Genomic DNA, 22,844 nt, shown 5'->3' on the forward strand with positions numbered 1-22,844 from the left:
AGGCTGAAAGCCGGACGAAAACGGAATCATGGAGACGATGATGCTCGATTCCGTTCGCAGCCATGACTCGGGCCCGGCTCTGCCCGTGATTCAGGGCCTGCCCGTGTCGCCCCAGCCCACGTCTGGCGAGGAGGATCATCCGCTGCTGGGGGAACTTCGCGCCATCCTCGAGCGGCGATCCCTGTCGCCGCGCTTTCAGCCCATCTTCGATTTGAGGATCGGCGAGCTGTACGGCTTCGAGGGTCTCATCCGCGGTCCCAGCAATTCGGTGCTGCATGCCCCCCTGAACCTGCTGGGGGTGGCGCGCTGCGGCGGGCTGCTGGCCGATTTGGAGCGTTCCTGCATCGAATCCATTCTGGGCGTCTGGTCGGGGCTGGCCAGCCACCACCGCATCTTCATAAACCTCAGCCCCAGCGCCTTGCTGGATGCCCGCAGCCGAACCTCCCTGGGCTCGGACCTGGTCAACCAGCTTGGGCTGCTGCCCCGCAACGTCGTCATCGAACTCACGGAAAGCCAGCCCACGTTCAACTACGCCCCGCTGCTGGAAGCCGCGCAGTACCTGAGATCCTTTGGCTTCACCATCGCCCTGGACGATCTGGGCGAGGGCTTCTCCAGCCTCCGCCTCTGGTCTGAGCTGCAACCGGAATTCGTGAAGGTGGACAAGCACTTCGTCCAGGGAGTGGGCTGCGATCCCGTGAAGCTCCACTTCCTCAGATCCATCCAGGAGCTCGCCAACCGCACCGGGGCCCGGGTGGTGGCCGAAGGCATCGAAACCGATGCCGACCTGGCCGTCATCCAGGAGCTGGGCATCGACTTCGGCCAGGGCTTTCTGCTGGGCAAGCCCGCCCCCCTCCCCAACCAGCGCATCTCCCACGAACTCATCCACCGGCTGCGTCCCATGACCCAGATCGCTGCACGTGTGACACCCTCCACCCAGCGCAGCACTGCGGAACGGCTGCTGGTCCCCATCCAGCCGGTGACGCCGGCGACCTGCAACCTGGAGGTGCAGACCCGCTTTCTGCGCCAGCCCGACCTCCAGTCCCTGCCGGTGGTGGATGACGGCATCCCCCTGGGCCTCATGAACCGCCACGCCTTCACCGACACCATGTCGCGCCCCTTCAGCCCCGAACTCTACGGCAAACGCTCCTGCACCCAGTTCATGGAGACGGGCTGCCTCATCGTGGACCGCAACATCTCCATCCACGATCTGAGTGAGCGGGTGGTGTCGTCGGATCCGCGCCACATCCTGCTGGGCTTCATCATCACCCAGAACGGCCGCTACGTCGGCATGGGCTCCGGCCACGACCTCATGCGCGAAATCACCCAGATGCAGATCGCCTCCGCCCGGTACGCCAATCCCCTCACCCAGCTGCCGGGCAACGTGCCCATCCATGAGCACCTGGAGTCGCGGCTGGAGACGAAGGTTCCCTTCATGGTCTGCTACTGCGACCTCGACCACTTCAAGCCCTACAACGATGTCTACGGATACCGGCGGGGCGATGAGCTGATCCAATGGACCGGCGCCCTGCTGCAGGACTGCTTTTCAGACGCTTCGGATTTCCTCGGGCATGTGGGCGGCGACGACTTCATCCTGGCCCTGCCCCAGGAGGACTGGGAGGCGCGGCTGCACGGCTTCCTCGAGCGATTCGAGGCCGGGCGCCACGCCTTTTTCGATCCCCAGGACGATGCCCGTGGCGGCTACTTCTCCGAAGACCGCCAGGGCCGGACGGTGTTCCATCCGCTGGCCGCCATCTCCCTGGGCGTGGTGGAGGTCCAGCCTGGTGCCTTCCAGAATCACCACGAGGTGGCCTCCGCCGCCAGCTCCGCCAAGAAGCTCGCGAAGCAGCAGCCCGGTTGTAGCTGCTTCCTGGACCGGCGCCGGTCCCACGCCGCGCCGCGGCCACAGCGCTAGCCTGCGGATCAGCCTCGAGCCGCGCTGGCGCCCCGCACCATTCGATCCACGTTCCACATCTGGGCCAAAGTGAGGGCCATGGCGGCGATCACCACCCAGCCCAGCAGGTGGTAGTTCTCGATGCGGCCGGAGCCACTCTGGATCACCAGCAGGCCGGAAACGGATGAGGACACCGCCCCTGCAAACTGCTGCATGGAGGCGCTCACAGACATGTAGGCGCCGCGGTCGCGGGCCTCGGGAACGGCTGAAATCAGGGCCATGGTGGCGACCTGCCGACCGGAGATGGTGGCGAACAGCAGGCAGTTCCCGGCGATGGCCAGCCAGAAGGGAATGCGATCCAGCCCTGTCCACCACCACACCATGGCCATGCCACTCAGGGTGGCGAGGGTCAGCAGCCGGAACTTGCCGAAGCGATCCGCCAGGTTTCCCAGCAGGGGCCCCGCGACCATGCCCACGGCGCCGCTGGCCATGTACATCACGGGGAGGTGCTTCAGGCTCACCCCCAGGTTGTGCACCGCAAAATTGCTGGCGAAGGGCTGCAACATGAACCCCCCTGTGGCCACCAGCATCGTGGCGGTGAAGCCCACCAGGTAGCGGCGGTTCGTGGCGGTCTTGAGGAGGTGCATCAGGGGATGGCCCTCCCGGATCACCTCCATGTGAGCCGTGATGGGCTGCAGCTTCCAGGCCAGCACCAGGCCCACGACCGCGCCGAAGGCCACGATCATCCGGAAGGGGCCGTGCCAACCGAAGCGGCTGGCCAGGAAGAGCCCGATGGGGATGCCCATCACCATGCTCGCGGCGAAGGCACTCTGGATGGTTCCCATCACCCGGCCCCGCACCGCCAGGGGGAACAGATCCGCGACGATGGCGAAGCTGATGGAGCCGATGACACCCCCGAACAGCCCGGTGACCACCCGGGCCGCCATCAAAAATGGGTAGTTCGGCGCGATGCCGCAGAGGAAGGTACCGAAGAGGAACCCGGCGTAGAACACCAGCAGCAAACGCTTGCGATCAAACTTGTCTGCGAAACCGGCGGCAAGAATGCCGGAGATGCCGGCGCTGAACGCGTAGACGCTCACCACCAGCCCGAACTGCCGGGGCGTGATGGCCAGCTCGGGCATGAGGATGGGCCCCAGCGGCGAGAGGATCATGAAATCCAGGATGATGGTGAACTGCAGGACGGCCAGCAGGCCCACCACCCACTTTTGATACGGAGTAAGTGCCAGCGGCGCCGCGGCGCCAGATGAAAACGACATGAATGCCTCGAGGGATGGATACGGGATCAGGGTTGCAGGCTGCGCAGCACGCGCGTGAAGGTCAGGTCGAGCCGCTTGGCATCGAGCACAAAGGGCCGCTTGCGGCGGGCAGCGCCCGGTCCGTAGGCTTCCGCTTCAATGCGCAGCAGCTCGTAGAGCGGGGCGAAGGCCAGGGCCCAGAAGATTTCCACGGGGAAGTCCCCGGCCGGTCCCTGGGCCCCCAGGTTGCAGAGGTCGCCCCGGGTCATGGCGTGGCGAATAAAGTCACGCATGGCGTCATGCAGCGTCGATTCGATCTGGCCCGAGAAGGCCTTCTGATAGGGCGAGTGCATGACCTGGGATAGGAAGGCCCAGGCGCGCGGCTGCTCTCGGCAGAAGCGGATGCGGTTGCGCCACTGCACCGCCAAGCCCTCGGCGAAGGGGGCCTGGGGATCGAAGCCCTCCAGCACCACGGCAACGAAGGCTGCCATCTGTTCCTTGTAGAGCTGAAGCAGCAGATCCTCGCGATCCTCGAAATGGATGTAGAGGGTGGCGGGCGACACGCTGGCCGCCCGGGCCAGCTTCTGCATGGAGAACCCATGGAAACCTTCGCGGGCCAGCATCTCCAGGGCCTGGGCCCGGATCTGTTCGGCTTTGAGGGGGTCCTTTGTTCGCATGAATCTATAATGAACGAACGTTCATTTTTACACAAGCCCTGAGATGAGGTGCGTCAGAGAACGGTCCATGGCAGCCTGAACAGGCCATCCATCTCAGGAGCTCTGATGCAAACCGCCTTGCTTCTCTGCGCTGCACTGACCCTCCAGGCCCAGTCTCCGGCCGAAAAGGCCGTGGCCGCCCTGCTGGATGACTGGCACCTCGCGGCGGCCCAGGCTGATGAAGGGCGCTATTTCGGGCATCTGGCGGAGAACGCTGTCTTCCTGGGCACGGACGCCACGGAGCGCTGGCCCAAGGCCGCCTTCCAGACCTGGGCCCATCCCATCTTCCAGCGGGGCAAGGCCTGGAGCTTCAAGGCCGTGCGCCGCGCCATCAGCTTTTCCAAGGACGGGCACACGGCCTGGTTCGACGAGGATCTCGACACGCCGAACCTGGGCCCCTCCCGGGGCAGCGGGGTGCTCACTTTGGAAAAGGACCGCTGGCGCATCCAGCAGTACAACCTCAGCGTGCCCATTCCCAACGCGCTGATGAAATCCGTGAAGGCCCAGATCGAGGCCCAGGCAAAAAAACCGTGACGCTCCCGGCCTACCCAGTAAGATGAGGCATGCGCCCACATCACTGCCTTCTCGCCTGTTTCCTCGCCGCCGCCTCCCTCGGTGCCCAGTCCCCGCAGGAGGCCCTCCGCAGCGCCTCGGAGAAACTGCGGACCGAGGCCTTCCGCACCTACGGCGCCTATGAAGACCTGGCCTGGCTCTGCGACCGCATTGGACACCGGCTGTCCGGTTCGCCCCAACTGGATCAGGCCATCGCCTGGGCCCAAAGCCGCATGAAGGCAGCAGGGCTGACGAACGTCCACACCGAGCCCGTCATGGTGCCCCACTGGGTGCGCGGCCATGAATCGGCCAACCTCATCCTGCCCGCGCCGCACCGCCTGCACATTCTGGGTCTGGGCGGCAGCGTGGGAACCCCCGAGGGCGGTCTCACGGCCGACGTGGTGGTGGTCGGCTCCTTCGAGGAACTGGACAAGCTGGGCGAAGCCGTGAAGGGCAAGATCGTGCTCTTCGATGTGCCCTACAAGGGTTACGGCCACACCGTGGCCTACCGCCACGATGGCGCCGCCAGGGCCGCGAAATACGGCGCCGCGGCCGCCCTGGTGCGCTCCGTGGGCCCCGTGAGCCTGGATACGCCCCACACCGGGGCCATGGACTACGATCCCGCCTATCCGAAAATCCCCACCGCCTGCGTCACCATCGAGGCCTCCACCCAGATGCGGCGCATGCAGCAGCGCGGTGAGCGCATCCAGATGAAGCTGGAGCTGGGCGCGAAAACGCTGCCAGACGCCCCCTCCGCCAACGTGGTAGGCGAGATTCGCGGCACCGAAAAGCCCGAAGAGGTCATCCTCCTCAGCGGCCACCTCGACAGCTGGGATGTGGGCCAGGGCGCCCAGGATGACGGGGCTGGCACCGTCATCTCCGTGGAGGCCATTCGCCTGATCCAGACCCTGGGCCTCAAGCCCCGCCGCACCATCCGCGTGGTGCTCTGGACCAACGAGGAGAACGGTCTCAAGGGCGGCCAGGCCTACCGCGACGCGCACCGGGCCGAATTCAAGAACATCATCGCCGCCATTGAAAGCGATTCCGGCAGCGAGAAGGTGGCCGCCTTCGATCTGGACCTGCGCAAGGCCACGCCCGAAGCCAAGGCCAAGGCCCTGGAATCGCTCAAGCAGGTGGGCGCGGTGCTGGAGCCCTTCAAGGTGGCCCTGCGCCTGGGCGGATCGGGCGCCGACGTAAGCCCCATGGTGCGCGAAGGCGTGACGGGCATCGGCATGGAGCACATCGCCTCCCACTACTTCGACATCCATCACACCGAGGCCGACACCTTCGACAAAGTGGACAAGGACGACCTGGCCCACAATGCCGCGGCCCTGGCCACCTTCGCCTATGCCCTGGCCCAGTCGGACGTCAGGTTCCAGTAGACCCCAGCCAGCGCCGCAGGGCCTGCCCCAGCGCTTCCTGCTTGATGGGCTTGGAGAGGTAATCATCCATGCCCGCGGCCAGGCACTTCTCGCGGGTGCCCTCGAGCACGTGGGCCGTGAGGGCCACCACGGGAACCCGGGAGTGCTCCCGCAGCCGCCGGGTGGTTTCAAATCCATCCATGCCCGGCATCTCGCAATCCATGAGAACGAGGTCCACGGCTTCGGCGGCGAGGCAGTTCAAGGCCTCCCGGCCACTGGAAGCCTCCAGGGCCACCAGTCCCATTTTCTGCAGCATGGCGTGCATGACCTTGCGGTTGATGGGATGGTCATCAACCACCAGCACGCGACCCACGAAACCGCCACTGGGCCGAGTCTCGTCGGAGCGCTGTCCCCGAGCGCCCAGGATGAAATCGCGAAGGGCCTCCTGGCGCCAGGGGTTGGTGATGATCTGGAATTGCCCCGCCGCGGCCCCTGCCGCGAGCCGCGGCAGGGCGTCCATGGCGGCAAGAATCCCGACTCGGCTTTCTGCGGGAAGCCTCCCATCCATGGCGGCGGATTCTACATCCAGGGCTTCGGCATCCAGCAGCAGGGTTGGCGATCGGCCCCCCGCATGACGGCTGAACTCGGCGGCCAGGTGCTCCGGGGAGGGCACCACGGCGGTCACCACGGCCCAGTCCCCCAGCAACCGAACCAGGGCCTCGCGGCTGCGGGAGGGTGCCATGCACACCAGTACCGGTGAGACCGGGGGCATGATCGGCGGCGGCGCCAGGGGCTCGAAGGCCAGCTCAAGGCTGAAGGTCGAGCCCTGCCCCTCCTGGCTCGAGAAGCCGATGGTGCCGCCCATCTTCTCCACCAGGCGTCGGCAGATGGCCAGCCCCAGCCCCGTGCCGCCGAACTCGCGGTTGGTGGAAGCATCCGCCTGCTGGAAGGGCTCGAAGAGCTTGCCCTGCACCTCGGCGGGAATGCCTCTGCCTGTGTCCTCGATGTCGAAACGCAGGCGCAGCGGCGATGTTTCGATGATGTCGCAGCGCAGCACCACCCGCCCTTTCGCCGTGAACTTCACGGCGTTGTTCAGGAGGTTGAGCACCACCTGGCGCAGGCGCGTGGGATCCCCTCGCAGCTGGGCCGGAAGGTTTCCCGGCAAGTCGCAGACGAACTCCACGCCCTTGCCCCGGGCCACGGAAGCCACCGGCGAGACCACCTCCTCGATCTCCCGCACCAGATCGAAGGGCACCGCCTCCAGCTCCAGGTGATCGGCTTCGATCTTGGAGAGATCCAGCACATCGTTGATGAGCGACGACAGGTGGTGGTTCGAGATGCGGATCGCCTCCACATACTCGCGCTGCACCGGATCGAGCGGCGTGTCCTCCAGGAGATCGGACATGCCCAGGATGCCATTGAGGGGCGTCCTCACCTCGTGGCTCATGACCGCCAGGAAATCGGATTTGTGGCGGTTGGCGGTGATGGCCGCATCGCGGGCGTCTGCGAGTTCGCGGGTGCGGTTTTCCACGGCCCTTTCCAGCTCCCGGTTGTGCACGCGCAGGAGCCGCAGCCGCCAGCGGATGATGCCCAGGATGGCCCCCGCGGCCGCAAGCAATTCAAGGACGCGCGCCCACCACGTGGCCCAGGGCGCGGGCTGTACGACGAACTCCCAGGCCAGGGGCACACTGGCATTCCCCCAGCCATCCACCGCCCAGATGTGAAGTCGGTAGCGGCCCGGATCAAGGTTTGTGTAGATCCGCCTCCGCTCTGCGGTCCAGGGCCCAGGCACCTCTTCGTAGCCCTCCAGCTGGAAGCGGTATCTCACGCGGTCATTGCGCGTGAAGCCCACCAGGGCGGCCTCGAAGGACCAGTCCCGGAACAGGTGAGAAAAAGATTGATTGGGCGCCGCAGAGACGGGTTTCCCGCCGCCATGCACCGTTTCCAGCAGCAGGCGCTTGGAGGATTGATCCCGGAGTTCCCGGGTGGCATCCAGCACCGCCAATCCGGCGGTGGTGCCAATCCACATGCGCCCCAGCGGATCCAGGCAGGCCGCGCCGGGAACGCCCTCCCCCTCGGGCAGGCCATCCTCCTCGGTGTAGGTGTCGCGCAGCCAAGTGCCATCTCCCCGGAGCTCGAGGCGGACCATGCCCCGGGTGGTCATGAGGTAACCGCGCCCCTGGCCGTCGAATTCAATCTGGTTGACCACCTGGCTGGGTAGACCGCCGATGGCCAGGCTGTCGAAACGCTCGGCCCTTCCCGAGGTGCTGTCCAGCACCTGCAATGCATCCGCGGTCTGGATGCGGCCCGTGTTCTCATCCAGGATGGCAAGGCCGCCGGCGGTGGCGATCCAGACCTCCCGGATGCCTGCGGCTTGGCGGATGGCCACGTCCCGCACCCAGGGGTTGGGAAGCCCCTGGGCCAGCCCGAACTGGGCCTTGCCCTTGGCATCCAGTCGCACCAGGCCCAGGGCCCGCGTCCCCACCCACAAGGCCCCGGGACGGCCGGATGACACATGCAGGCATTGGATGAAGGCCCCGGCCAGAAGCGGGCCTCCAACCGGTCGCCAGACACCGGCATCGAACCAGAACAGGCCCTTGGTGGTGCCCGCGAACACCCTGAACTGGCCCGGTTCCCATTCCACCTGGGCAAGCGCAAGGACGTCCACCGCGGGCAGCCCCTGCAAAGGCACCCGCTCCCACCGGTCTCTGTGCCAGCGGAAAACGCCATCCACGCGGGTGCCCACCCAGATGGCCGTGCCCTCAGAATCCGCCACCGGCAGCAAGCTGTGAATGCCCTGAGCGCCCCCAGGCAAGGGATGCTCCGTCAGCCCCGAAGGCTGAAGGTGCAGCAGGCCTCCCCGCTCCGCCCCCACCCAGATGTCCGGATCTCGCCCCTTGGCAAGGGTGGCCACGATGGCCCGGATTTCATTGGAGGGCAGCCCCGAAGCGCCATCCAGGGTCTGCCAGCGGCCCAGGTCCAGACGGGCCAGGCCTCCCCCCCGAGTGCCTACCCAGAGGGATTCGGCGCCCGCGTTCCAGCGCGTGCTCAACAGGCTGTAGATGGGACGCTGAAACACCTCGCCCCGCCGCCCCACCGGTTGCCAGGCCTGCCCATCCCATCGCATCAACCCACTGAAGGTGCCCGCCCAGAGCGTCCATTCGCCCCGGTCCCGTCCGGCCGTGGCCACGAGCGACGTGACCTGGCCGTCCATCAGGCCCTGGGCGCGGCCCAAGGCCGTCCAGCGGCCCTCCTCCAGTCGCCAGACGCCCTTGCCCCAGCTGCCAATCCAAAGGCGGCGTTCATTGGGCTCCACCCACAGGCTGTTGACCGACACTCCCTTCAACGCGGGTGGAAGGCTTTGCGCGTGCCAGCGCCCCTCCTCGAGGTAGACGAGGGCACCTTCCATCCCGACCCACAAACGGGGCCGGCCTTGCCAACGCCCATGAAGCAGGGCCCAGACAATGCCGCCCCCCGCGCCTTCAGGCGTGGCCACCGGAGAGAACTGTCCTTCCTGGTAGCGCCAGAGCCCCCTCCCATGGGTGCCGATCCAGACGCCCTCCTCGCCGGCGCTGGCAAGGACCTGGTTCACCCGCTCCACCGGCAGCCGTCCTGCCCCCAGGAACGACTCCCAGCGCTGGTTCTGGAAGCGGAACAACCCATCGCCGTTGGTGCCAGCCCACAGCGCGCCACTGCCATCGAAGGCCAGGGTCCGCACGTAGTTCGCCACCTGCCGGTTGGGCAGAGAGATCGGGTGCCACTGCTGGCCATTGAAGTGGGCCAGGCCATCCTGCGTGGCCACCCACAGGCGCCCCGTGGCTGGCTCCACCGCCGAGGCGTGGATGGTGTTCTGGGGCAGCCCGTCCTTGATGGAATACACCTGATGGGCGGGACGCATGAGGTTCTCAAGCCCGCCGGAAAGACAGGATGGAACCAGGGCCAAGACAAGGCACCCCGTGCGGAAGAGCAGGCCCATTCGGATCACATCGCGTCCCTACGGGATCCTCTACGACATCCAGTGCCAGCTCTTAAGCCTGGCACCGCGACGGATCACATCGATTCCTCTCTGAGCCGGGGGGCAGCTGGTCTCAGCGAGACCATCCGCATCCCGGGAATCAGGTGTCATTCACCGATTTAGAGATTCAAACTCATTTATTACAGTTTTCGATTCAAGGTGTTTTTTGCAGGGCTTAATTAGCCTTGCATATGAAATTTATCGAACAATCAGCGTCCCCGAAAAGGGCTTTAACAACCCAACCACCACTAAGGGGATCGAATATGAGAAAAAGAACCCTCCCGTACCTCACCGTTCTGTTGGCCCTTCCAACGATAGGGTGGGCCCAGGAAAAGCCGCTTTCCATCGAAGATGAATTGCTGGCCTTGCTCAACGCCAAGGTGGTCGTCGCCTCCAAGAGCGCCGAATCTGTGTCTGATGCACCAGGGCTCATCACCGCCTACCAGGCCAAGCAGCTGGACATGCTGGGCGCGTGGACCCTTGCCGACCTCGCCAACCTCACGCCGGGCTACAGCAGCTACAGGATCTACGGCGAGCAGGTGCTGGAAACCCGTGGACAGAAGGCGGGAAGCTTCAACAACAACAAGCATTTCATGATGATCGACGGCATCCCCGTGGAGCATGCGCGGGCCTACAAGGTGCCCATCGATGACCAGCTGCCCTTGTTCTTCGCCGACCGAGTCGAGTTCCTGCGGGGCCCCGCCTCGGCCCTCTACGGAGTCGGCGCCTTCTACGGCGTGATCAACATCCAGCCCAAGGCCAGCCGGGAAGGCGGCACCCGCGCGGAATCCATGTTCGCTCTGGGCGACGATGGGGCCAGCCGCCAGTTCAACTCCACCTTCACGGCCTCCCGGCCGCAAAGCGACAGCCACCTGAGCGTGAGCGCGAGCCACAAGCAGGACAGCCTCGACTACGTGGGCACGGTGAACTCGCCCAACAACCTGTTCCGCGACGGCCACACCAGCCTCTTCATGTACGCCTCGCACAAACTGACCGCAGGCCCCCTGGAGGGGCTGGGATTGGGTGTGATCTACCAGTACAAACGCGGAGGTCTCGGCGAGTACTGGAATGAAGCGGCCTTCACCTCTCCCCTGAACGACCTCACGTGGAGCACGCTGATCCCCTACGTGAAATACGACACGGCGATCAATGACCGCCTGCACTTCTCCAGCTACCTCAAATTCAACGAAAGCCAGGAGAAGGGCGTTGATTCGCCGTTCGGCAGCACGGACTACACCACCTACAACGGCACTGGAAGGCCCCTCAACATCTACGATGTCCGCATCGCGGATGTGGCCGCCCTGGCCGAACTGCGCTGGAAGGCCTCAGACCGGGTCGACGTGATCGGCGGCGTCAACCGCGACACCCGCTGGCAGCGGGGCCTGCACTATTCGTCCAGTTACGATGTCAGCGCGGACCCCGGCCTGCCTTACCCCGGCGGGGATCTGCCCAAGACCGGCGACTATACGACCACCTCGGCCTACCTCCAGGGGCGCATCGGCTTCGACGTGCTCGCCGGCCTGAACATGGTGCTGGGCGTGCGGAGCGACAACGGATCCGCCCCGGGCAACACCTACCACCAGCTGTCGCCGCGGCTGGGCCTGGTCCAGAAGCTCGACGAGAACTGGGTGGTCAAGGTGCTCCACGGCTCCGCCCTGCGGGCCCCGGGCATCAAGGAAGTGGAACTCAACAAGGAATCCTCTGCGGCGCACTCAGGCCTGAACCTGCCCAGCCTGAGCGCCGAACAGTTCGCCACCGATGAAGTGGCCGTGGCCTACCACCGCAGCGGGTGGGGAGGCACCCTGGCCTATTTCTCCAACAAGACCACCGATGCCCTGGACGGGGCCAGTGTGAGCGGTGTGAACGTGTTCCAGAACAGCAACGGCACCACCAAGGCGAAGGGCGTGGAGTTGGAACTTCAGGCCACCGCGGGTTCATGGGCCTCCTGGTTCAACTACAGCGTGGCCAAAGCGGAAACGCCCACCGGCGGCGAGGTAGAAGACGTGCCCACCCAGAAGGCCAATTTCATCCTCAACCGCCAGTTCGAGTGGGGCGTCCCCCTGCAGGCCACGCTCATGGCGCATTGGGTCAAGGACTGGACCCAGGCCGATCCCGCCAAGCCGCGGGTGGAGGGCTTCACCACGCTGGACGCCCGGTTCGGAATGCCCCACACCCAGGGCCTCAGTCTCACGCTGCAGGTTCGCAACCTCACCGACAAGCGATACAAACTCCCCAAACACGGGGTGCCCGATGTCCCCATGCCCGGTCGCACGCTGGTCGTGGATCTCGGGATGCGTTTCTAGCCGACACAGACACCAACTTCCGGTTCCAGAGGTCAGCGTTCAGCCACCCTCTGGAACCGGAAGGTCACGCGCCGCTCCAGGGCCCGGCCCTCGGGGCTGGCGCCGTCCCCTTCGGGCTGGCTGTCACCACGGGCTTCAGAAGTGAGGCGCGCCGGGCTCAGGCCGATGCCAATCAGGTAGCGCTGGGCCGCCATGGCCCGTTGGGAGCTGAGTTCCAGGGCGTCCATGCCCCGGCCCTTCTCCCCTTGGGCGGCATGGCCTTCGCACACGAGGGTGAAACCCTGGTAGCGCAGGGCCAGTTCCGACAGGCGGGTGAGCAGGACATCACTCCCCGTGGTCAGCGTGGCACTGCCTTCCTCAAAGATGAGCGAGCCCCGGAAGGAAACGATGCGCAGGCGGGAGCCCACATCGGGTCCCTCGCTCACCAGCGCCGTGCTGAGCTGCTTCTCAAGATCCTCGGCCTTGGCAGGATCGAGGCCCTGGGAGCCCGGGAGGATGCCGTCGCCCACGACCGCCATCTGACCCTTCACGCCCAGCGCCTTCTGAATGGAGGTCAGGGCCTGCTGGAGTTTGGTCTGGTCCGAGACGGAAAACGAGTAGAGCAGCGCGAAGAAGGCCATGAGCTGCACCATCAGGTCCGCGAAGGTGACCAGCCACAGCGATTCAAGATCCGCTTTGCGCCGGGCGAAACGAACAGGCGTGATGTTAACCACGGCGGCGGTCCTGGCCCCGCTCCTTGGGCGCGAGGAAGGCGTTCAGCTGGGCCTCCAGGGCCATCGGGTGCATTTCCGCCTGAATGCCCAGGATGCCCTCCATCATGATGTGCTTGAGCTGCAGTTCCTCCTTGCTGCGCAGCTCCAGTTTCCCGGCAATGGGGATGGCCAGCAGGTAGGCGATGACCGCGCCATAGAGCGTGGACAGCAGGCACAGGGCCATGGCGCCGCCCACGCTGGACGGATCCTTGAGGCTGGCGAAGAGCTGCACCATGCCGATGAGGGTTCCCACCATGCCGAACGAGGGCGCGCTGAGCGCGATGAACCGGAAGATCTCCTGGCCCTGCAGGTGCCGCTCCTGGGTGGCCCGCAGCTCCGCCGCCAGCACGCCGTGGATGTGCTCGCGGCTTGCCTGGTCCACCACCATGCGCAGCCCCTTGGACAGGAAACCCTCCACATCCATGGCCTTCTCCATGTTCAGAAGGCCTTCACGGCGCGCCCGTTGGGACAGGCCCACGATCTGGGATACGAGGGCCTGGGTGCCCGGCGCCCGGGTGAAGAAGGCGCGGCTGGCGATGGTGAAGGCGTAACTCACGTGCTCGAGCGTGAAACGGATCATGGTCGCGGCGATGACGCCGCCCACCACCACCACGGTGCTGGCCGGATGAAAGAAGATGCGCGGATTGGGTCCCAGCCCGATGGCCACCGCCAGCAGCGCGAAGCCCAGCAAGACACCCAGGAAACTGCCTCGATCCATGGAACCACCCTCCCCCAACCTTCCCCGCCGCTATCGGCAGAACCGGCCAGGCACCCCAGCATTGACCATTAAAGGCCAGGCGGGAAGCCCAGGGCAAGGCGCACACGGGCGATGCCCGGGTCCACACTCCCATCCGCGCGGCGAATGAGGATGGGCGTTTCGGCCTCGGGGCATTCGGCGCGCGTTTCAAAATCTTCCGGATAGTCCTGCCGACGACCGGCGGCGAAGACATCCAAACCGTAGGGCTCGCCATCCTTGAAGATGATCTCCCGGCGGTGGAGGCAGAGCAGGCCCGCCTCCCGCAGGGCCGCCAGGGCCCGCTCCCGCTGGTCGTTGGGAAACACACAGGCGAAGAGGCCGCCGGGTGCCAGCAGGCGGGCCGCCGCCCGGGCGTAATCCGCGATGCTGCCGCGCACCTCCAGCCGCGCCGGCACCGACTGCGCATGGGCCGCGGGCAGACGGTCGCCCTCGGGCCAGTAGGGTGGTGTGCCCGTCACCAGGTCGAACGGGGCCTCCCCGGCGAAGAGGGCCTCGTCCCTGAGATCGCCGAGACGGGGGAACATCCGGTGGTCCTGGCCGTTGTAGCGGATGCTCTTCTGAGCCAGGCGCAGGCTCTGCTCCTGGGCCTCCACGGTATGCACCACGGCTCCCGGGCAGCGCCAGGCGGACAGCAGGGCCACGCTGCCGATGCCCGAGCCCAGGTCGGCGATGCGGCCTGCCCGGGGGCACCAGGTGGTGCCGTACCAAGCCGTCACCAGATCATCCACACTGAAGCGGTTGCCCTTCGCCAGCTGGAAGATGCGCCAGTGGCCGCAGAGACCGTCCAGGGTTTCGCCCTCCTCCAGGTCCACCCCACCGGGCGGCACCGGGCCAGGGCGGGTCCACCCCTTGAAGCTGGGGCCATCCATGGGGGCAGAGCGGCGCGACATCCACCGAGTGTCCGATGAATCCGACCTGAAAAGCAAAATCGGAAACACCGATGAATCCCGAGAACTGAATGATGAACACCGGAAAAACACAGCTGGGCGTTATCGGTGTTTTTCAGCTTTTATCGGTGTTCATCGGTGTTCAAGCTCGATCACCCTGCATTTCCATCCCCAGCATCTTCTGTGGCTCCCGTATTTCCGTCTGGCATCCGGGGTTGGCCTGCGCGACACTCACACATGGCCGTGTCTGGGAAAGCCCCGGAACCGATCCTCCGCGAGGGGGAAGGGTCTGCCTGCGATGGCGACGGTTGCCTGACCCTCGAGGGCGCCTTCGAGCGGGTGAAAGCGGCCTTCCTCCAGCACCACCCGAATGGGGATATCGCGCTGCTGCACCGGGCCTTCACCGTGGGCCGGGACATGCACGCCACCCAGATCCGCAAGAGCGGTGAGCCCTACTTCTTCCATCCCCTTTCGGTGGCCCAGAGCCTGGCCGACTGGCGCCTGGATGCCGTGAGCGTGGCCTGCGCCATGCTGCACGACGTGGTGGAAGACACCCTGATGACCCTGCCCCAGGTGAAGGCCCAGTTCGGCGAGGAGATCGCCGAGATCGTGGATGGCCTCACCAAGATGAGCAAGCTGGCCTTCACGGACAAGCACCTGCTGAATGCCGAGAACGTCCGCAAGCTGCTGGTGGCCATGGGCAAGGATGTGCGGGTGCTGCTGGTGAAACTGGCGGACCGGCTGCACAACATGAAGACCCTGGGCGTCATGGAAGAGGAGAAGCGCCGCCGCATCTCCCGCGAAACGCTGGAGCTCTACGCGCCCCTGGCCAACCGCCTGGGTATGGGCGTGGTGCGCCTCGAGCTGGAGGACCTGGCCTTCCGTCAGCTCGAGCCCAATCAGTACGAAAGCCTGCGCAATGCCGTGGAGGCGAAGCGGGCGAAGCTCTCAGGCACCATCCAGGAGATCCACGGCTCCATGCAGGCCATCCTGCGCCAGCAGGGCATCGCCGCCCACGTCTACGGCCGCATCAAGCATCTCTATGGTATCTGGAAGAAGATGGGCACTCAGGCCAAGGGCTTCGAGGACATCCACGACTGGCTGGCCTACCGCATCATCTGCCCCGATCGCGCCAGCTGTTACACGGCCCTGGGCTTGGTGCACGGCCTGTTCAAGCCCGTGCCCGGCAAGTTCAAGGACTACATCAGCCTGCCCAAGGAGAACGGCTACCAGAGCATTCACACCACCGTGCTCATGGGCTCGGGCGACCTCTTCGAGGTGCAGATCCGCACCGAAGAGATGCACGTGCACGCCGAGGCCGGCATCGCCAGCCACTGGACCTACAAAGATGGCCGCATCGCCAACCGCTCCGAGATCAACCAGGTCTCCTTCCTCCGCCGCATGGTGGAGCTGCACCAGGACGCCCAGGACAGCCGCGACCTCGTGGCCAACCTCCGCGGTGAGCTGACCTTCAACCGCATCCAGGTGTTCACGCCCAAAGGGGATTTGCGCAGCCTGGTGGAGAACAGCACGCCGGTGGATTTCGCCTACGCCATCCACACCCAGGTGGGCCACCGCTGCGTGGGTGCCAAGGTGAATGGCCGCATCGTGCCCCTCAAGCACACGCTGCAGAACGGCGACCGCGTGGAGATCCTCACGCGGCCCGACCACAAGCCCAGCCGCGACTGGCTGGGCTTCGTCAAGTCCGCGGGCGCCAAGAGCCGCATCCAGGCCTTCATCCGCGAAGAAGAGCGGGCCCACGCCATCGTCCAGGGCAAGGAGCGCCTCGAGCGCGAGGCCCGCAGCATGGGCGTGCGGCTGGATGAACCCGAGGCCCAGGCCAAACTGGAGGCACGGATCGCCGAACTGAAGCTGGCCAACTGGGAAGCAGCCTATGCCGCTCTGGGCTTTGGCCGCCTCACGGTGCACAAGCTCATCGAGCCCCTGGTGCCCGAACCCGAGCGGGCCAAACCGAAAGCCAACACCTCGAATCTGCTGGATTCCGTGGTGGTGGGCGACACCACGGGCATCCTCTACGCGCTGGCGGCCTGCTGCAAACCCATCTGGGGCGACGAAGTGGTGGGCTACATCACCCGCACCCGGGGCACGGCCATCCACCGCGCGGACTGCCCCCAGCTCAACACCGCCACCCTGCACCCGGAACGCCGCGTGAACGTGGCCTGGGGCAAGCACGGCACCGAACTCTACGACACCGAGATCGCCCTCACCACCGAAGATCGCCCGGGCATGGTCGCCGCCATCTCCGAAGGCATCCAGCGCGTGGGCATCAATGTGCAGCGCTTTCACGGCTCGGCCACGGAGGAAGGCGCGGGCCTCTTCCACATCGCCCTGCGGGTGCGGGACCGCGCCCACCTGGTGGAACTCATGGCCAGCCTCCGCCGCATCCGCGGCGTTTACACCGTGGAGCGGGTGAAGGGATCGGTCTTCGGGAAGGTGAAGTAACGATGCACCACGGAGGCACGGAGACCACGGAGAAGAGCACGCGGAGGACCGCCTGCTTGGACTTCGACAGGTCTTGGTTCGCGCTGCACTTGGCCTTGGGACAGGCCTTTCCATGAGTGTCTGGCGCCCCCCGGAGGAAACCCCGGTGGTGCCCTGGGCGCGCATCGCCGAAAGCCTGCGCCGGGCCCAGCTGGGCCCCAGTCCCCACAAGATCAGCGCCCGCATACCCGACGATCCCCGCCGGGCCGCCGTGGGCGTCCTCCTTTGGGGCGATGCCGAAGGTGCAAAAAAGATCGTGCTGGTGCAGCGGGGTTTCGGCGCCCCCCACCATCCCGGCGAGCTGGCCCTGCCCGGCGGCATGGTGGAGCCCCGGGACCGGGATCTGCCCGCCACGGCCCGCCGGGAGGTGGCCGAGGAAATCGGCGTGTCCGACGGCCTCTGGGAGCTGGGCTGCTTCCCGGATGGCGTGGCCAAGGCCCGCGTCCGGTTCACCCCGGTTTTCTTCCGCTGGGAGGCCCCCGAACCCCGCTTCCGGCTGGACCGGGAACTGGAACAGGTGCTCCTGCTGCCCCTGGCGCCCCTGATGGACGCCCCCTGGACCACGGAATTCCTGGAGCGCCGGGGCCTCGCCCTGGAGGTGCCCCGGCTGGAACTGCCGCAGGCCCCCCTGTGGGGCGCCACGGCCTTTGTCCTCAAGGCCTGGCTGGATCTGTTAAAGCGCACCGGCGCCAATCAAACGCACGACTAGACTGGGCACCCGGCTAGACTGTTACCGCTTCCCCACGCCTTCATCCCTGGGCCGCAAGGCCCGCGCCTTACCAGGAGCTGTCCATGAGATTCCTGCGTCCCCTCACCCTTGGCGCCACGCTGGCCCTGTTGCCCCTGGGCCTCTCATTGGCCCTAACCCTGGGCTGTGATCACAAATCCAGCGCCGAAGCCGAATCCAAGGACCTCACCAAGAAAGTGGCCGAGGCCGAAAGCGCCACCGGCAAGGCTCAGGAAGCCACCAAGGCCCAGAGCCAGGCCCTGGCCAAGGCCGGTTTGCAGCCCAATCCCGACAACGTGCAGCTGACCGAGGCCCAACGCGCCCTGCTGGAGAAGCGCGTCAAGGATGAGAAGAACAACGGCGTGGCCTCCCTGCTGCAGGAGATTCTCGACCGGGACAAGCAGATCGCCGATCTCACCGCCAAGGCCGCCAAGCTGCGGGCCGACCTGCCAAAGCCCCAGATCGCCGGCGACAAGGACAATCACTTCGCCATGGCCGTGCGCTTCCTCAAGAGCAAGGGCCTTTCCGAAGAGAAGGCCAAAACCCTGGCGGCCCGCGCCAACCTCATGGAAGAGCTGCAGCCCGGCTGGCAGGTCTACCAGCAGTACGTGGACGGCGTGTACCTCACCACCGTCACCCAGGGCAAGGCCACCATCGGCCCCTCGGAGTATGTGCGCAGCCAGCGCGCCGCCCTCCAGCGGGACTACGACGACACCATGCTCATCGCCCACGGTCTGGCCGACGAGGTGCAGAGCCTGGTGGCCCAGCGCCAGAAGGTGCAGGAGGAAGTGGACACCCTGCAATCTGAAAAGACGTCGCTGCTCTCCCAGGTCAACGAACTGTCCACCCTCAGCCAGTCCCAGAAGGCGAAGCTCAACGCCATGCACTACCTGGTGGGGCGGCGGAAGCAGCTGGAAGAGGATGGCGTCATCGTGGTGCCCGTCTTCGCCAAGGACCGCATGGGACCCAAGGCCCTGGCCGCCAAATTCGACAAGGATCTGGCCCTGGATGGCCCCAGCCCCGAGCTCACCATCAAGGCCGCGGACCTGGGCCTGAAGACCCTCAGCAAGGTGAGCGTCATTCCGGGCTCTCTGGAAAAGGACCGCCACTACACAGTGACCCTCTCGGAAGATCGCACCAGCGCCAAGGTGCGCATCCTGGATCCCGAGCGCCTGCGCAACGACCGCGTGGTCTTCGCGGTGGCGGACTGAAACAGCTGAACCCGGCAAGGAAAAGCGCCCGTCACTGGGCGCTTTTCCTTTGGGCCGACTGAAGGACCTACTTCTTCTTTTCAGCCTTCACGCTGCCATCCTTCTCCAGGAACTTGTCCGGATCCTTCTGCAGAGCCTCGCCGCAGTGCTTGTTGCACACGCGATAGGACTGGCCCCGCACCACCACAGTGGCGGATTTGGCAGTCACATCCATCTTGCAGACGGGATCCTTCACATTGGTGGCGGGCTTCGCCTGATCCGCGGGCGCGGCCAGGACGGCGAGGGTGAACAGGGCGGCGTGCAGCATGGATCCTCCGGGTGGGCTGGAACCAGTGTAGCGGACCGCCCTGCGACAACTTGACGCAGGGCGGCTGGGTCCGTTGCCTACTTCTTGGCGTTCTTGGGTGTGCCATCCTTCTCCAGGAATTTGTCCGGGTCCTTCAGCAGCTTGGCGTCACAGCCCGCGCAGCAGATGCGGTACTCGTGGCCGCGCACCGTGACCGTCTTAGATTTTTCGGTCACCTTGCCGCCGAGCACGGGACAGGCCGTGTTGGTGGCTGGAGCGGGTTTGGCGCCGGGTGCAGCCAGAAGGGAGAGGGCGAGGAGGGGTGCGAGCATGGGAGCTCCTTTCAGTGGGGCGGTTGAGCTCAGGCTTCGACAGGAACCGGAGCGGGGTTAAGGGAACGTTTTTTCCAGAGGTAGTAGATGGCCGGGTAGACGAGCAGCTCCAGAAGGAAGCTGGTGGCCAAGCCGCCCACCATGGGGGCGGCGATGCGCTTCATCACGTCGGCGCCGGTGCCCGTGCTCCACATGATGGGCAGCAGGCCCATGAAGGCCGCGAACACGGTCATGGCCTTGGGCCGCACGCGCTTTACAGCACCGTGGATGATGGCTTCCACCAGGTCATCGGACGTCTTCAGGCGCCCCTCCCGCTGGGCCTCTTCGTAGCTGAGATCCAGGAAAAGCAGCATGAACACGCCGGTCTCGGCATCCAGACCCATGAGGGCGATGAGGCCCACCCACACGGCGATGCTCATGTTGTAACCCAGCGTCCAGAGGAACCAGAAGGCGCCGATGGCGCTGAAGGGCACCGCCAGCATGACGATGGAGGCTTTGAAGGCGCTCTTGGTATTGGCATAGAGCAGGCCGAAGATCAGCACCAGGGTGATGGGCAGGATGAGCTTGAGGCGCTCCTTCACCCGGATCATGTTTTCGTACTGCCCCGACCAGGTGAGGCTGTAGCCTGCGGGCAGCTTCAGTTCCCGTTCCACCGCGGCCTTGGCGTGATGCACGTAGGAGCCCACGTCGATCTTCGAGGTGTCGAAGTCCACCAGTACGTAGCCATTCATCTGGCCGTTCTCGTCGCGGATCATGGCCGGGCCGTTGGCCCACTTCAGGTCGGCGATCTCTTCCATGGGGATCATGGCCCCGCCCGGCGCGGGGATCAGCACCCGCTTCAGGGCTTCGGGATCCTCCCGGTAGTCCCGGGCATAGCGCACGTTGATGGGATACCGCTCCCGCCCCGCGTAGACCGTGCTCTGGTTGTCGCCGCCGATGGCGGTCATCACCAGCATGTTGGCCTGCTCCACACTGAGGCCGTAGCGGGCTAGCTGATCGCGCTTCAGGACGAAATCCAGGAAGTAGCCCTGGGCGGTGCGCTCCGCGAAGGCACTGCGGGTGCCCGGCACGCCCTGGAGGATGCGCTCAGCCTCGATGGACACCTGCTGGATGACCTCCAGGTCGGCGCCATTGATCTTGAGGCCCACGGGCGTGCGAATGCCCGTGCTGAGCATGTCCAGCCGCGCCTTGATGGGCATGGTCCAGGCATTGGGAATGGCCGGGAGTTTCACCACGCGGTCCAGCTCGGCGACGATCTCCTCCTGGGTGATGCGATCGCGCCAGATGGGCCGGAGCACCGCCTTGAGGAAGTCCGGCGCCCAGGAGCTGTACCAGCGGGGCTTCTCCCGCCACTGGTCCTCGGGCTTCAGGTTGATCACCGTCTCCATCATGGAGAAGGGCGCCGGGTCCGTGGAGGTGTCGGCCCGGCCTGCCTTGCCGAACACGCGGTCCACTTCGGGCACGGTGCGGATGAGCCGATCCTGCACCTGGAGGATGCGCTGGGCCTCGGTCTGGCTGAGGCCCGGCAATGTCGAGGGCATGTAGAGCAGCGTGCCTTCATTGAGAGGAGGCATGAACTCGCTGCCCAGACTCAGGAAGGCCGGGATGGTGGCAGCCACCAGCAGCACCGCCACGGCGATGGTCGCCTTGGCGTGCTTTACCACGAAGCGGCAGGGGCCTTCGTAGATGCGGTGAAGGAAGACGCTGATGGGGTGCTTTTCTTCGGCGTAGTACTTGCCGACGACCATCTGGGTCGCCGTCCAGGCCAGCCAGCGGGGCTTGAAGCTGAAGGGCTCCACCCGGGCGAAGAGCATGCGCATGGCCGGGTCGAGGGTGAGCGCCAGCAGGGCCGCGATGGCCATGGCGAAGTTCTTGGAGAAGGCCAGCGGCTTGAAAAGGCGCCCTTCCTGATCCATCAGCGTGAAGATGGGCAGGAAGCTCACCGCCACCACCAGCAGCGAGAAGAAGACCGAGGGTCCCACTTCCATGAGGGCCTCCAGGCGCACCTGATAGAAGCTCCCGGGCTTGCCGGCCTCAATCCACTTCTCGATTTTCTTGTAGGCGTTCTCCACTTCGACGATGGCTCCGTCCACCAGCACGCCGATGGAGATGGCGATGCCCGCCAGGCTCATCAGGTTGGCGTTCTGCCCCACGCCGAACATCGGCAGGAACGCCAGCGCCACACTGACGGGGATGGTAACGATGGGCACGATGGCCGATGGGATGTGCCAAAGGAAGATGAGGATGATGATGGAGACGACGATCATCTCCTCGATGAGCTTGTGCTTCACCGTCTTGATGGCGTTGTGGATCAGCTCGGAGCGGTCGTAGACCGTCACCACCTCCACCCCTTCGGGCAGGCCCTGCTTCAGCTCCTTGATCCTGGTTTTGACGGCGTCGATGACGTTCAGGGCGTTCTCGCCCTGGCGCATGATGACGATGCCGCCCACGGCATCGCCCTGGCCATCCAGGTCCGCGAGACCCCGGCGCATCTCCGGCCCCAGGGTGACGGTGGCCACCTCGCCGATGCGCACCGGGGTGCCATTCTCCGCGCGCAGGACCGCTTGTTCGAGATCCTTGGTGGTTTTCACGTAGCCACGGCCGCGAACCATGTATTCTCGGCCCCCGTATTCGACCAGGCGCCCGCCCACCTCTGAGTTGGCGGACTTTACGGCGCCGATCACCGATTCGATGGGAATCCGATAGGCGGCCAGCTTGTGCGGATCCACCTGCACCTGGAACTGCCGGGCCTGCCCCCCAACCGTGGCCACTTCGGACACGCCGGGCGTGCTCTGGAGGCCGAAGCGGAGGAACCAGTCCTGGAGGGATCGCAACTCATCGGTGCTGCGCTTGCCGCTGCGATCCGCCAGGGCGTACTGGTACACCCAACCCACGGAGGTGGCATCGGGGCCCAGCGAAGGCTGCACGCCCGGAGGCAGGCTGGTGGTGATCTTGCTGAGGTACTCGAGGGTGCGGGACCGCGCCCAGTAGATGTCGGTGCCGTCCTCGTAGATCACGTACACGTACGAGAAACCGAAATCCGAAAGGGCGCGGACGGCCTTCACCTTCGGCGCGCCCAGCAGGGCGGTGACGATGGGGTAGGTCACCTGGTCTTCCACGATGTCCGGGCTGCGGTCCCACTTGGTGTAGACGATCACCTGGGTGTCGCTGAGATCCGGTAGGGCGTCCATGGGGATGTGGCGCATGGTCCAGAAGGACAGGGCGATGAGCACCGCCGAGGCGGCCATCACCAACCAGCGGTTCTCCGCCGAGAAGCGGATGATGCGCTGGAGAAT

General features: G+C 65.7%; 16 protein-coding genes. 7 read left to right on the forward strand and 9 right to left on the reverse strand.

All coding sequences use genetic code 11. From position 1 onward, the window contains the following. Nucleotides 1-37 precede the first annotated feature (37 nt). On the forward strand, nt 38-1,912 hold the full coding sequence (locus Q9293_RS12280) for a GGDEF domain-containing protein (protein WP_306246877.1): 1,875 nt from the start codon (nt 38-40) through the stop codon (nt 1,910-1,912). 8 nt (nt 1,913-1,920) lie between these two features. Here Q9293_RS12280 and Q9293_RS12285 read toward each other — a convergent pair whose 3' ends face one another. Both Q9293_RS12285 and Q9293_RS12290 read right to left on the reverse strand, forming a co-directional pair. After that, entirely contained in the window at nt 1,921-3,168 is a 1,248-nt protein-coding gene (locus Q9293_RS12285) for an MFS transporter (RefSeq protein WP_306246878.1), read from the reverse strand. A 26-nt stretch (nt 3,169-3,194) separates the two neighbouring features. Beyond that, nucleotides 3,195-3,824, reverse strand: a complete 630-nt coding sequence (locus Q9293_RS12290; RefSeq protein ID WP_306246881.1) for a TetR/AcrR family transcriptional regulator — start codon at nt 3,822-3,824, stop codon at nt 3,195-3,197. Nucleotides 3,825-3,929: 105 nt separating this feature from the next. Here Q9293_RS12290 and Q9293_RS12295 point away from each other — a divergent pair, with 105 nt between their 5' ends. Then, nucleotides 3,930-4,397: a nuclear transport factor 2 family protein gene (locus Q9293_RS12295; RefSeq protein ID WP_306246883.1), complete on the forward strand. Its 468-nt coding sequence runs from the start codon at nt 3,930-3,932 to the stop codon at nt 4,395-4,397. Between the two features lie 29 nt (nt 4,398-4,426). After that, nucleotides 4,427-5,797, forward strand: a complete 1,371-nt coding sequence (locus tag Q9293_RS12300) for a M20/M25/M40 family metallo-hydrolase (RefSeq protein ID WP_306246885.1) — start codon at nt 4,427-4,429, stop codon at nt 5,795-5,797. Here the strand turns inward: Q9293_RS12300 and Q9293_RS12305 are convergent. Beyond that, nucleotides 5,784-9,674: a hybrid sensor histidine kinase/response regulator gene (locus Q9293_RS12305; RefSeq protein WP_306246887.1), complete on the reverse strand. Its 3,891-nt coding sequence runs from the start codon at nt 9,672-9,674 to the stop codon at nt 5,784-5,786. The two genes, Q9293_RS12300 and Q9293_RS12305, sit on opposite strands and share 14 nt — an antisense overlap. A 380-nt stretch (nt 9,675-10,054) precedes the next feature. Here Q9293_RS12305 and Q9293_RS12310 point away from each other — a divergent pair, with 380 nt between their 5' ends. Continuing rightward, a complete protein-coding gene (locus Q9293_RS12310; RefSeq protein ID WP_306246889.1) occupies nt 10,055-12,094 on the forward strand; it encodes a TonB-dependent siderophore receptor in 2,040 nt (679 codons plus the stop codon). Between the two features lie 32 nt (nt 12,095-12,126). Here the strand turns inward: Q9293_RS12310 and Q9293_RS12315 are convergent, their stop codons facing one another. From Q9293_RS12315 to Q9293_RS12325, 3 genes are all read right to left on the reverse strand, one after another. Further along, a complete protein-coding gene (locus Q9293_RS12315) occupies nt 12,127-12,807 on the reverse strand; it encodes a flagellar motor protein MotB (protein ID WP_306246891.1) in 681 nt (226 codons plus the stop codon). Continuing rightward, nucleotides 12,800-13,564: a motility protein A gene (locus Q9293_RS12320; protein WP_306246893.1), complete on the reverse strand. Its 765-nt coding sequence runs from the start codon at nt 13,562-13,564 to the stop codon at nt 12,800-12,802. The genes Q9293_RS12315 and Q9293_RS12320 overlap by 8 nt, the downstream gene beginning before the upstream one ends. 68 nt (nt 13,565-13,632) lie before the next feature. Then, nucleotides 13,633-14,493: a methyltransferase gene (locus Q9293_RS12325; RefSeq protein WP_306246895.1), complete on the reverse strand. Its 861-nt coding sequence runs from the start codon at nt 14,491-14,493 to the stop codon at nt 13,633-13,635. Between the two features lie 234 nt (nt 14,494-14,727). On the opposite strand from Q9293_RS12325, the gene Q9293_RS12330 reads away from it, so the two are divergent. The 3 genes from Q9293_RS12330 to Q9293_RS12340 all read left to right on the forward strand — a co-directional run bounded on the left by Q9293_RS12330 (nt 14,728) and on the right by Q9293_RS12340 (nt 18,930). Further along, complete coding sequence (locus Q9293_RS12330) at nt 14,728-16,953, forward strand: bifunctional (p)ppGpp synthetase/guanosine-3',5'-bis(diphosphate) 3'-pyrophosphohydrolase (protein WP_306246897.1); 2,226 nt, start codon at nt 14,728-14,730, stop codon at nt 16,951-16,953. A gap of 112 nt (nt 16,954-17,065) precedes the next feature. Then, a complete protein-coding gene (locus Q9293_RS12335; protein WP_306246899.1) occupies nt 17,066-17,701 on the forward strand; it encodes a CoA pyrophosphatase in 636 nt (211 codons plus the stop codon). Between the two features lie 83 nt (nt 17,702-17,784). After that, nucleotides 17,785-18,930, forward strand: coding sequence for a hypothetical protein (locus Q9293_RS12340; RefSeq protein WP_306246901.1), 1,146 nt, complete (start codon nt 17,785-17,787; stop codon nt 18,928-18,930). 67 nt (nt 18,931-18,997) lie between these two features. Here Q9293_RS12340 and Q9293_RS12345 read toward each other — a convergent pair whose 3' ends face one another. The 3 genes from Q9293_RS12345 to Q9293_RS12355 all read right to left on the reverse strand — a co-directional run bounded on the left by Q9293_RS12345 (nt 18,998) and on the right by Q9293_RS12355 (nt 22,844). Next, nucleotides 18,998-19,237 (reverse strand): hypothetical protein, encoded by a 240-nt coding sequence (locus Q9293_RS12345; protein ID WP_306246903.1) that lies wholly within the window; start codon nt 19,235-19,237, stop codon nt 18,998-19,000. Between the two features lie 77 nt (nt 19,238-19,314). After that, complete coding sequence (locus Q9293_RS12350; protein ID WP_306246905.1) at nt 19,315-19,548, reverse strand: hypothetical protein; 234 nt, start codon at nt 19,546-19,548, stop codon at nt 19,315-19,317. 29 nt (nt 19,549-19,577) lie between these two features. Continuing rightward, complete coding sequence (locus tag Q9293_RS12355) at nt 19,578-22,844, reverse strand: efflux RND transporter permease subunit (RefSeq protein WP_372342210.1); 3,267 nt, start codon at nt 22,842-22,844, stop codon at nt 19,578-19,580.

This window comes from Geothrix sp. PMB-07 (assembly GCF_030758935.1).
In the GTDB taxonomy this organism is placed as follows: Bacteria; Acidobacteriota; Holophagae; order Holophagales; family Holophagaceae; genus Geothrix.

What these genes read in the sequence shown, in the direction of transcription:
- Q9293_RS12280 (WP_306246877.1), top strand. Translation starts at nt 38, where the DNA reads ATGATGCTCGATTCCGTTCGCAGCCATGACTCGGGCCCGGCTCTGCCC.
- Q9293_RS12285 (WP_306246878.1), bottom strand. Translation starts at nt 3,168, where the DNA reads ATGTCGTTTTCATCTGGCGCCGCGGCGCCGCTGGCACTTACTCCGTAT.
- Q9293_RS12290 (WP_306246881.1), bottom strand. Translation starts at nt 3,824, where the DNA reads ATGCGAACAAAGGACCCCCTCAAAGCCGAACAGATCCGGGCCCAGGCC.
- Q9293_RS12295 (WP_306246883.1), top strand. Translation starts at nt 3,930, where the DNA reads ATGCAAACCGCCTTGCTTCTCTGCGCTGCACTGACCCTCCAGGCCCAG.
- Q9293_RS12300 (WP_306246885.1), top strand. Translation starts at nt 4,427, where the DNA reads ATGCGCCCACATCACTGCCTTCTCGCCTGTTTCCTCGCCGCCGCCTCC.
- Q9293_RS12305 (WP_306246887.1), bottom strand. Translation starts at nt 9,674, where the DNA reads ATGCGTCCCGCCCATCAGGTGTATTCCATCAAGGACGGGCTGCCCCAG.
- Q9293_RS12310 (WP_306246889.1), top strand. Translation starts at nt 10,055, where the DNA reads ATGAGAAAAAGAACCCTCCCGTACCTCACCGTTCTGTTGGCCCTTCCA.
- Q9293_RS12320 (WP_306246893.1), bottom strand. Translation starts at nt 13,564, where the DNA reads ATGGATCGAGGCAGTTTCCTGGGTGTCTTGCTGGGCTTCGCGCTGCTG.
- Q9293_RS12325 (WP_306246895.1), bottom strand. Translation starts at nt 14,493, where the DNA reads ATGTCGCGCCGCTCTGCCCCCATGGATGGCCCCAGCTTCAAGGGGTGG.
- Q9293_RS12330 (WP_306246897.1), top strand. Translation starts at nt 14,728, where the DNA reads ATGGCCGTGTCTGGGAAAGCCCCGGAACCGATCCTCCGCGAGGGGGAA.
- Q9293_RS12335 (WP_306246899.1), top strand. Translation starts at nt 17,066, where the DNA reads ATGAGTGTCTGGCGCCCCCCGGAGGAAACCCCGGTGGTGCCCTGGGCG.
- Q9293_RS12340 (WP_306246901.1), top strand. Translation starts at nt 17,785, where the DNA reads ATGAGATTCCTGCGTCCCCTCACCCTTGGCGCCACGCTGGCCCTGTTG.
- Q9293_RS12345 (WP_306246903.1), bottom strand. Translation starts at nt 19,237, where the DNA reads ATGCTGCACGCCGCCCTGTTCACCCTCGCCGTCCTGGCCGCGCCCGCG.
- Q9293_RS12350 (WP_306246905.1), bottom strand. Translation starts at nt 19,548, where the DNA reads ATGCTCGCACCCCTCCTCGCCCTCTCCCTTCTGGCTGCACCCGGCGCC.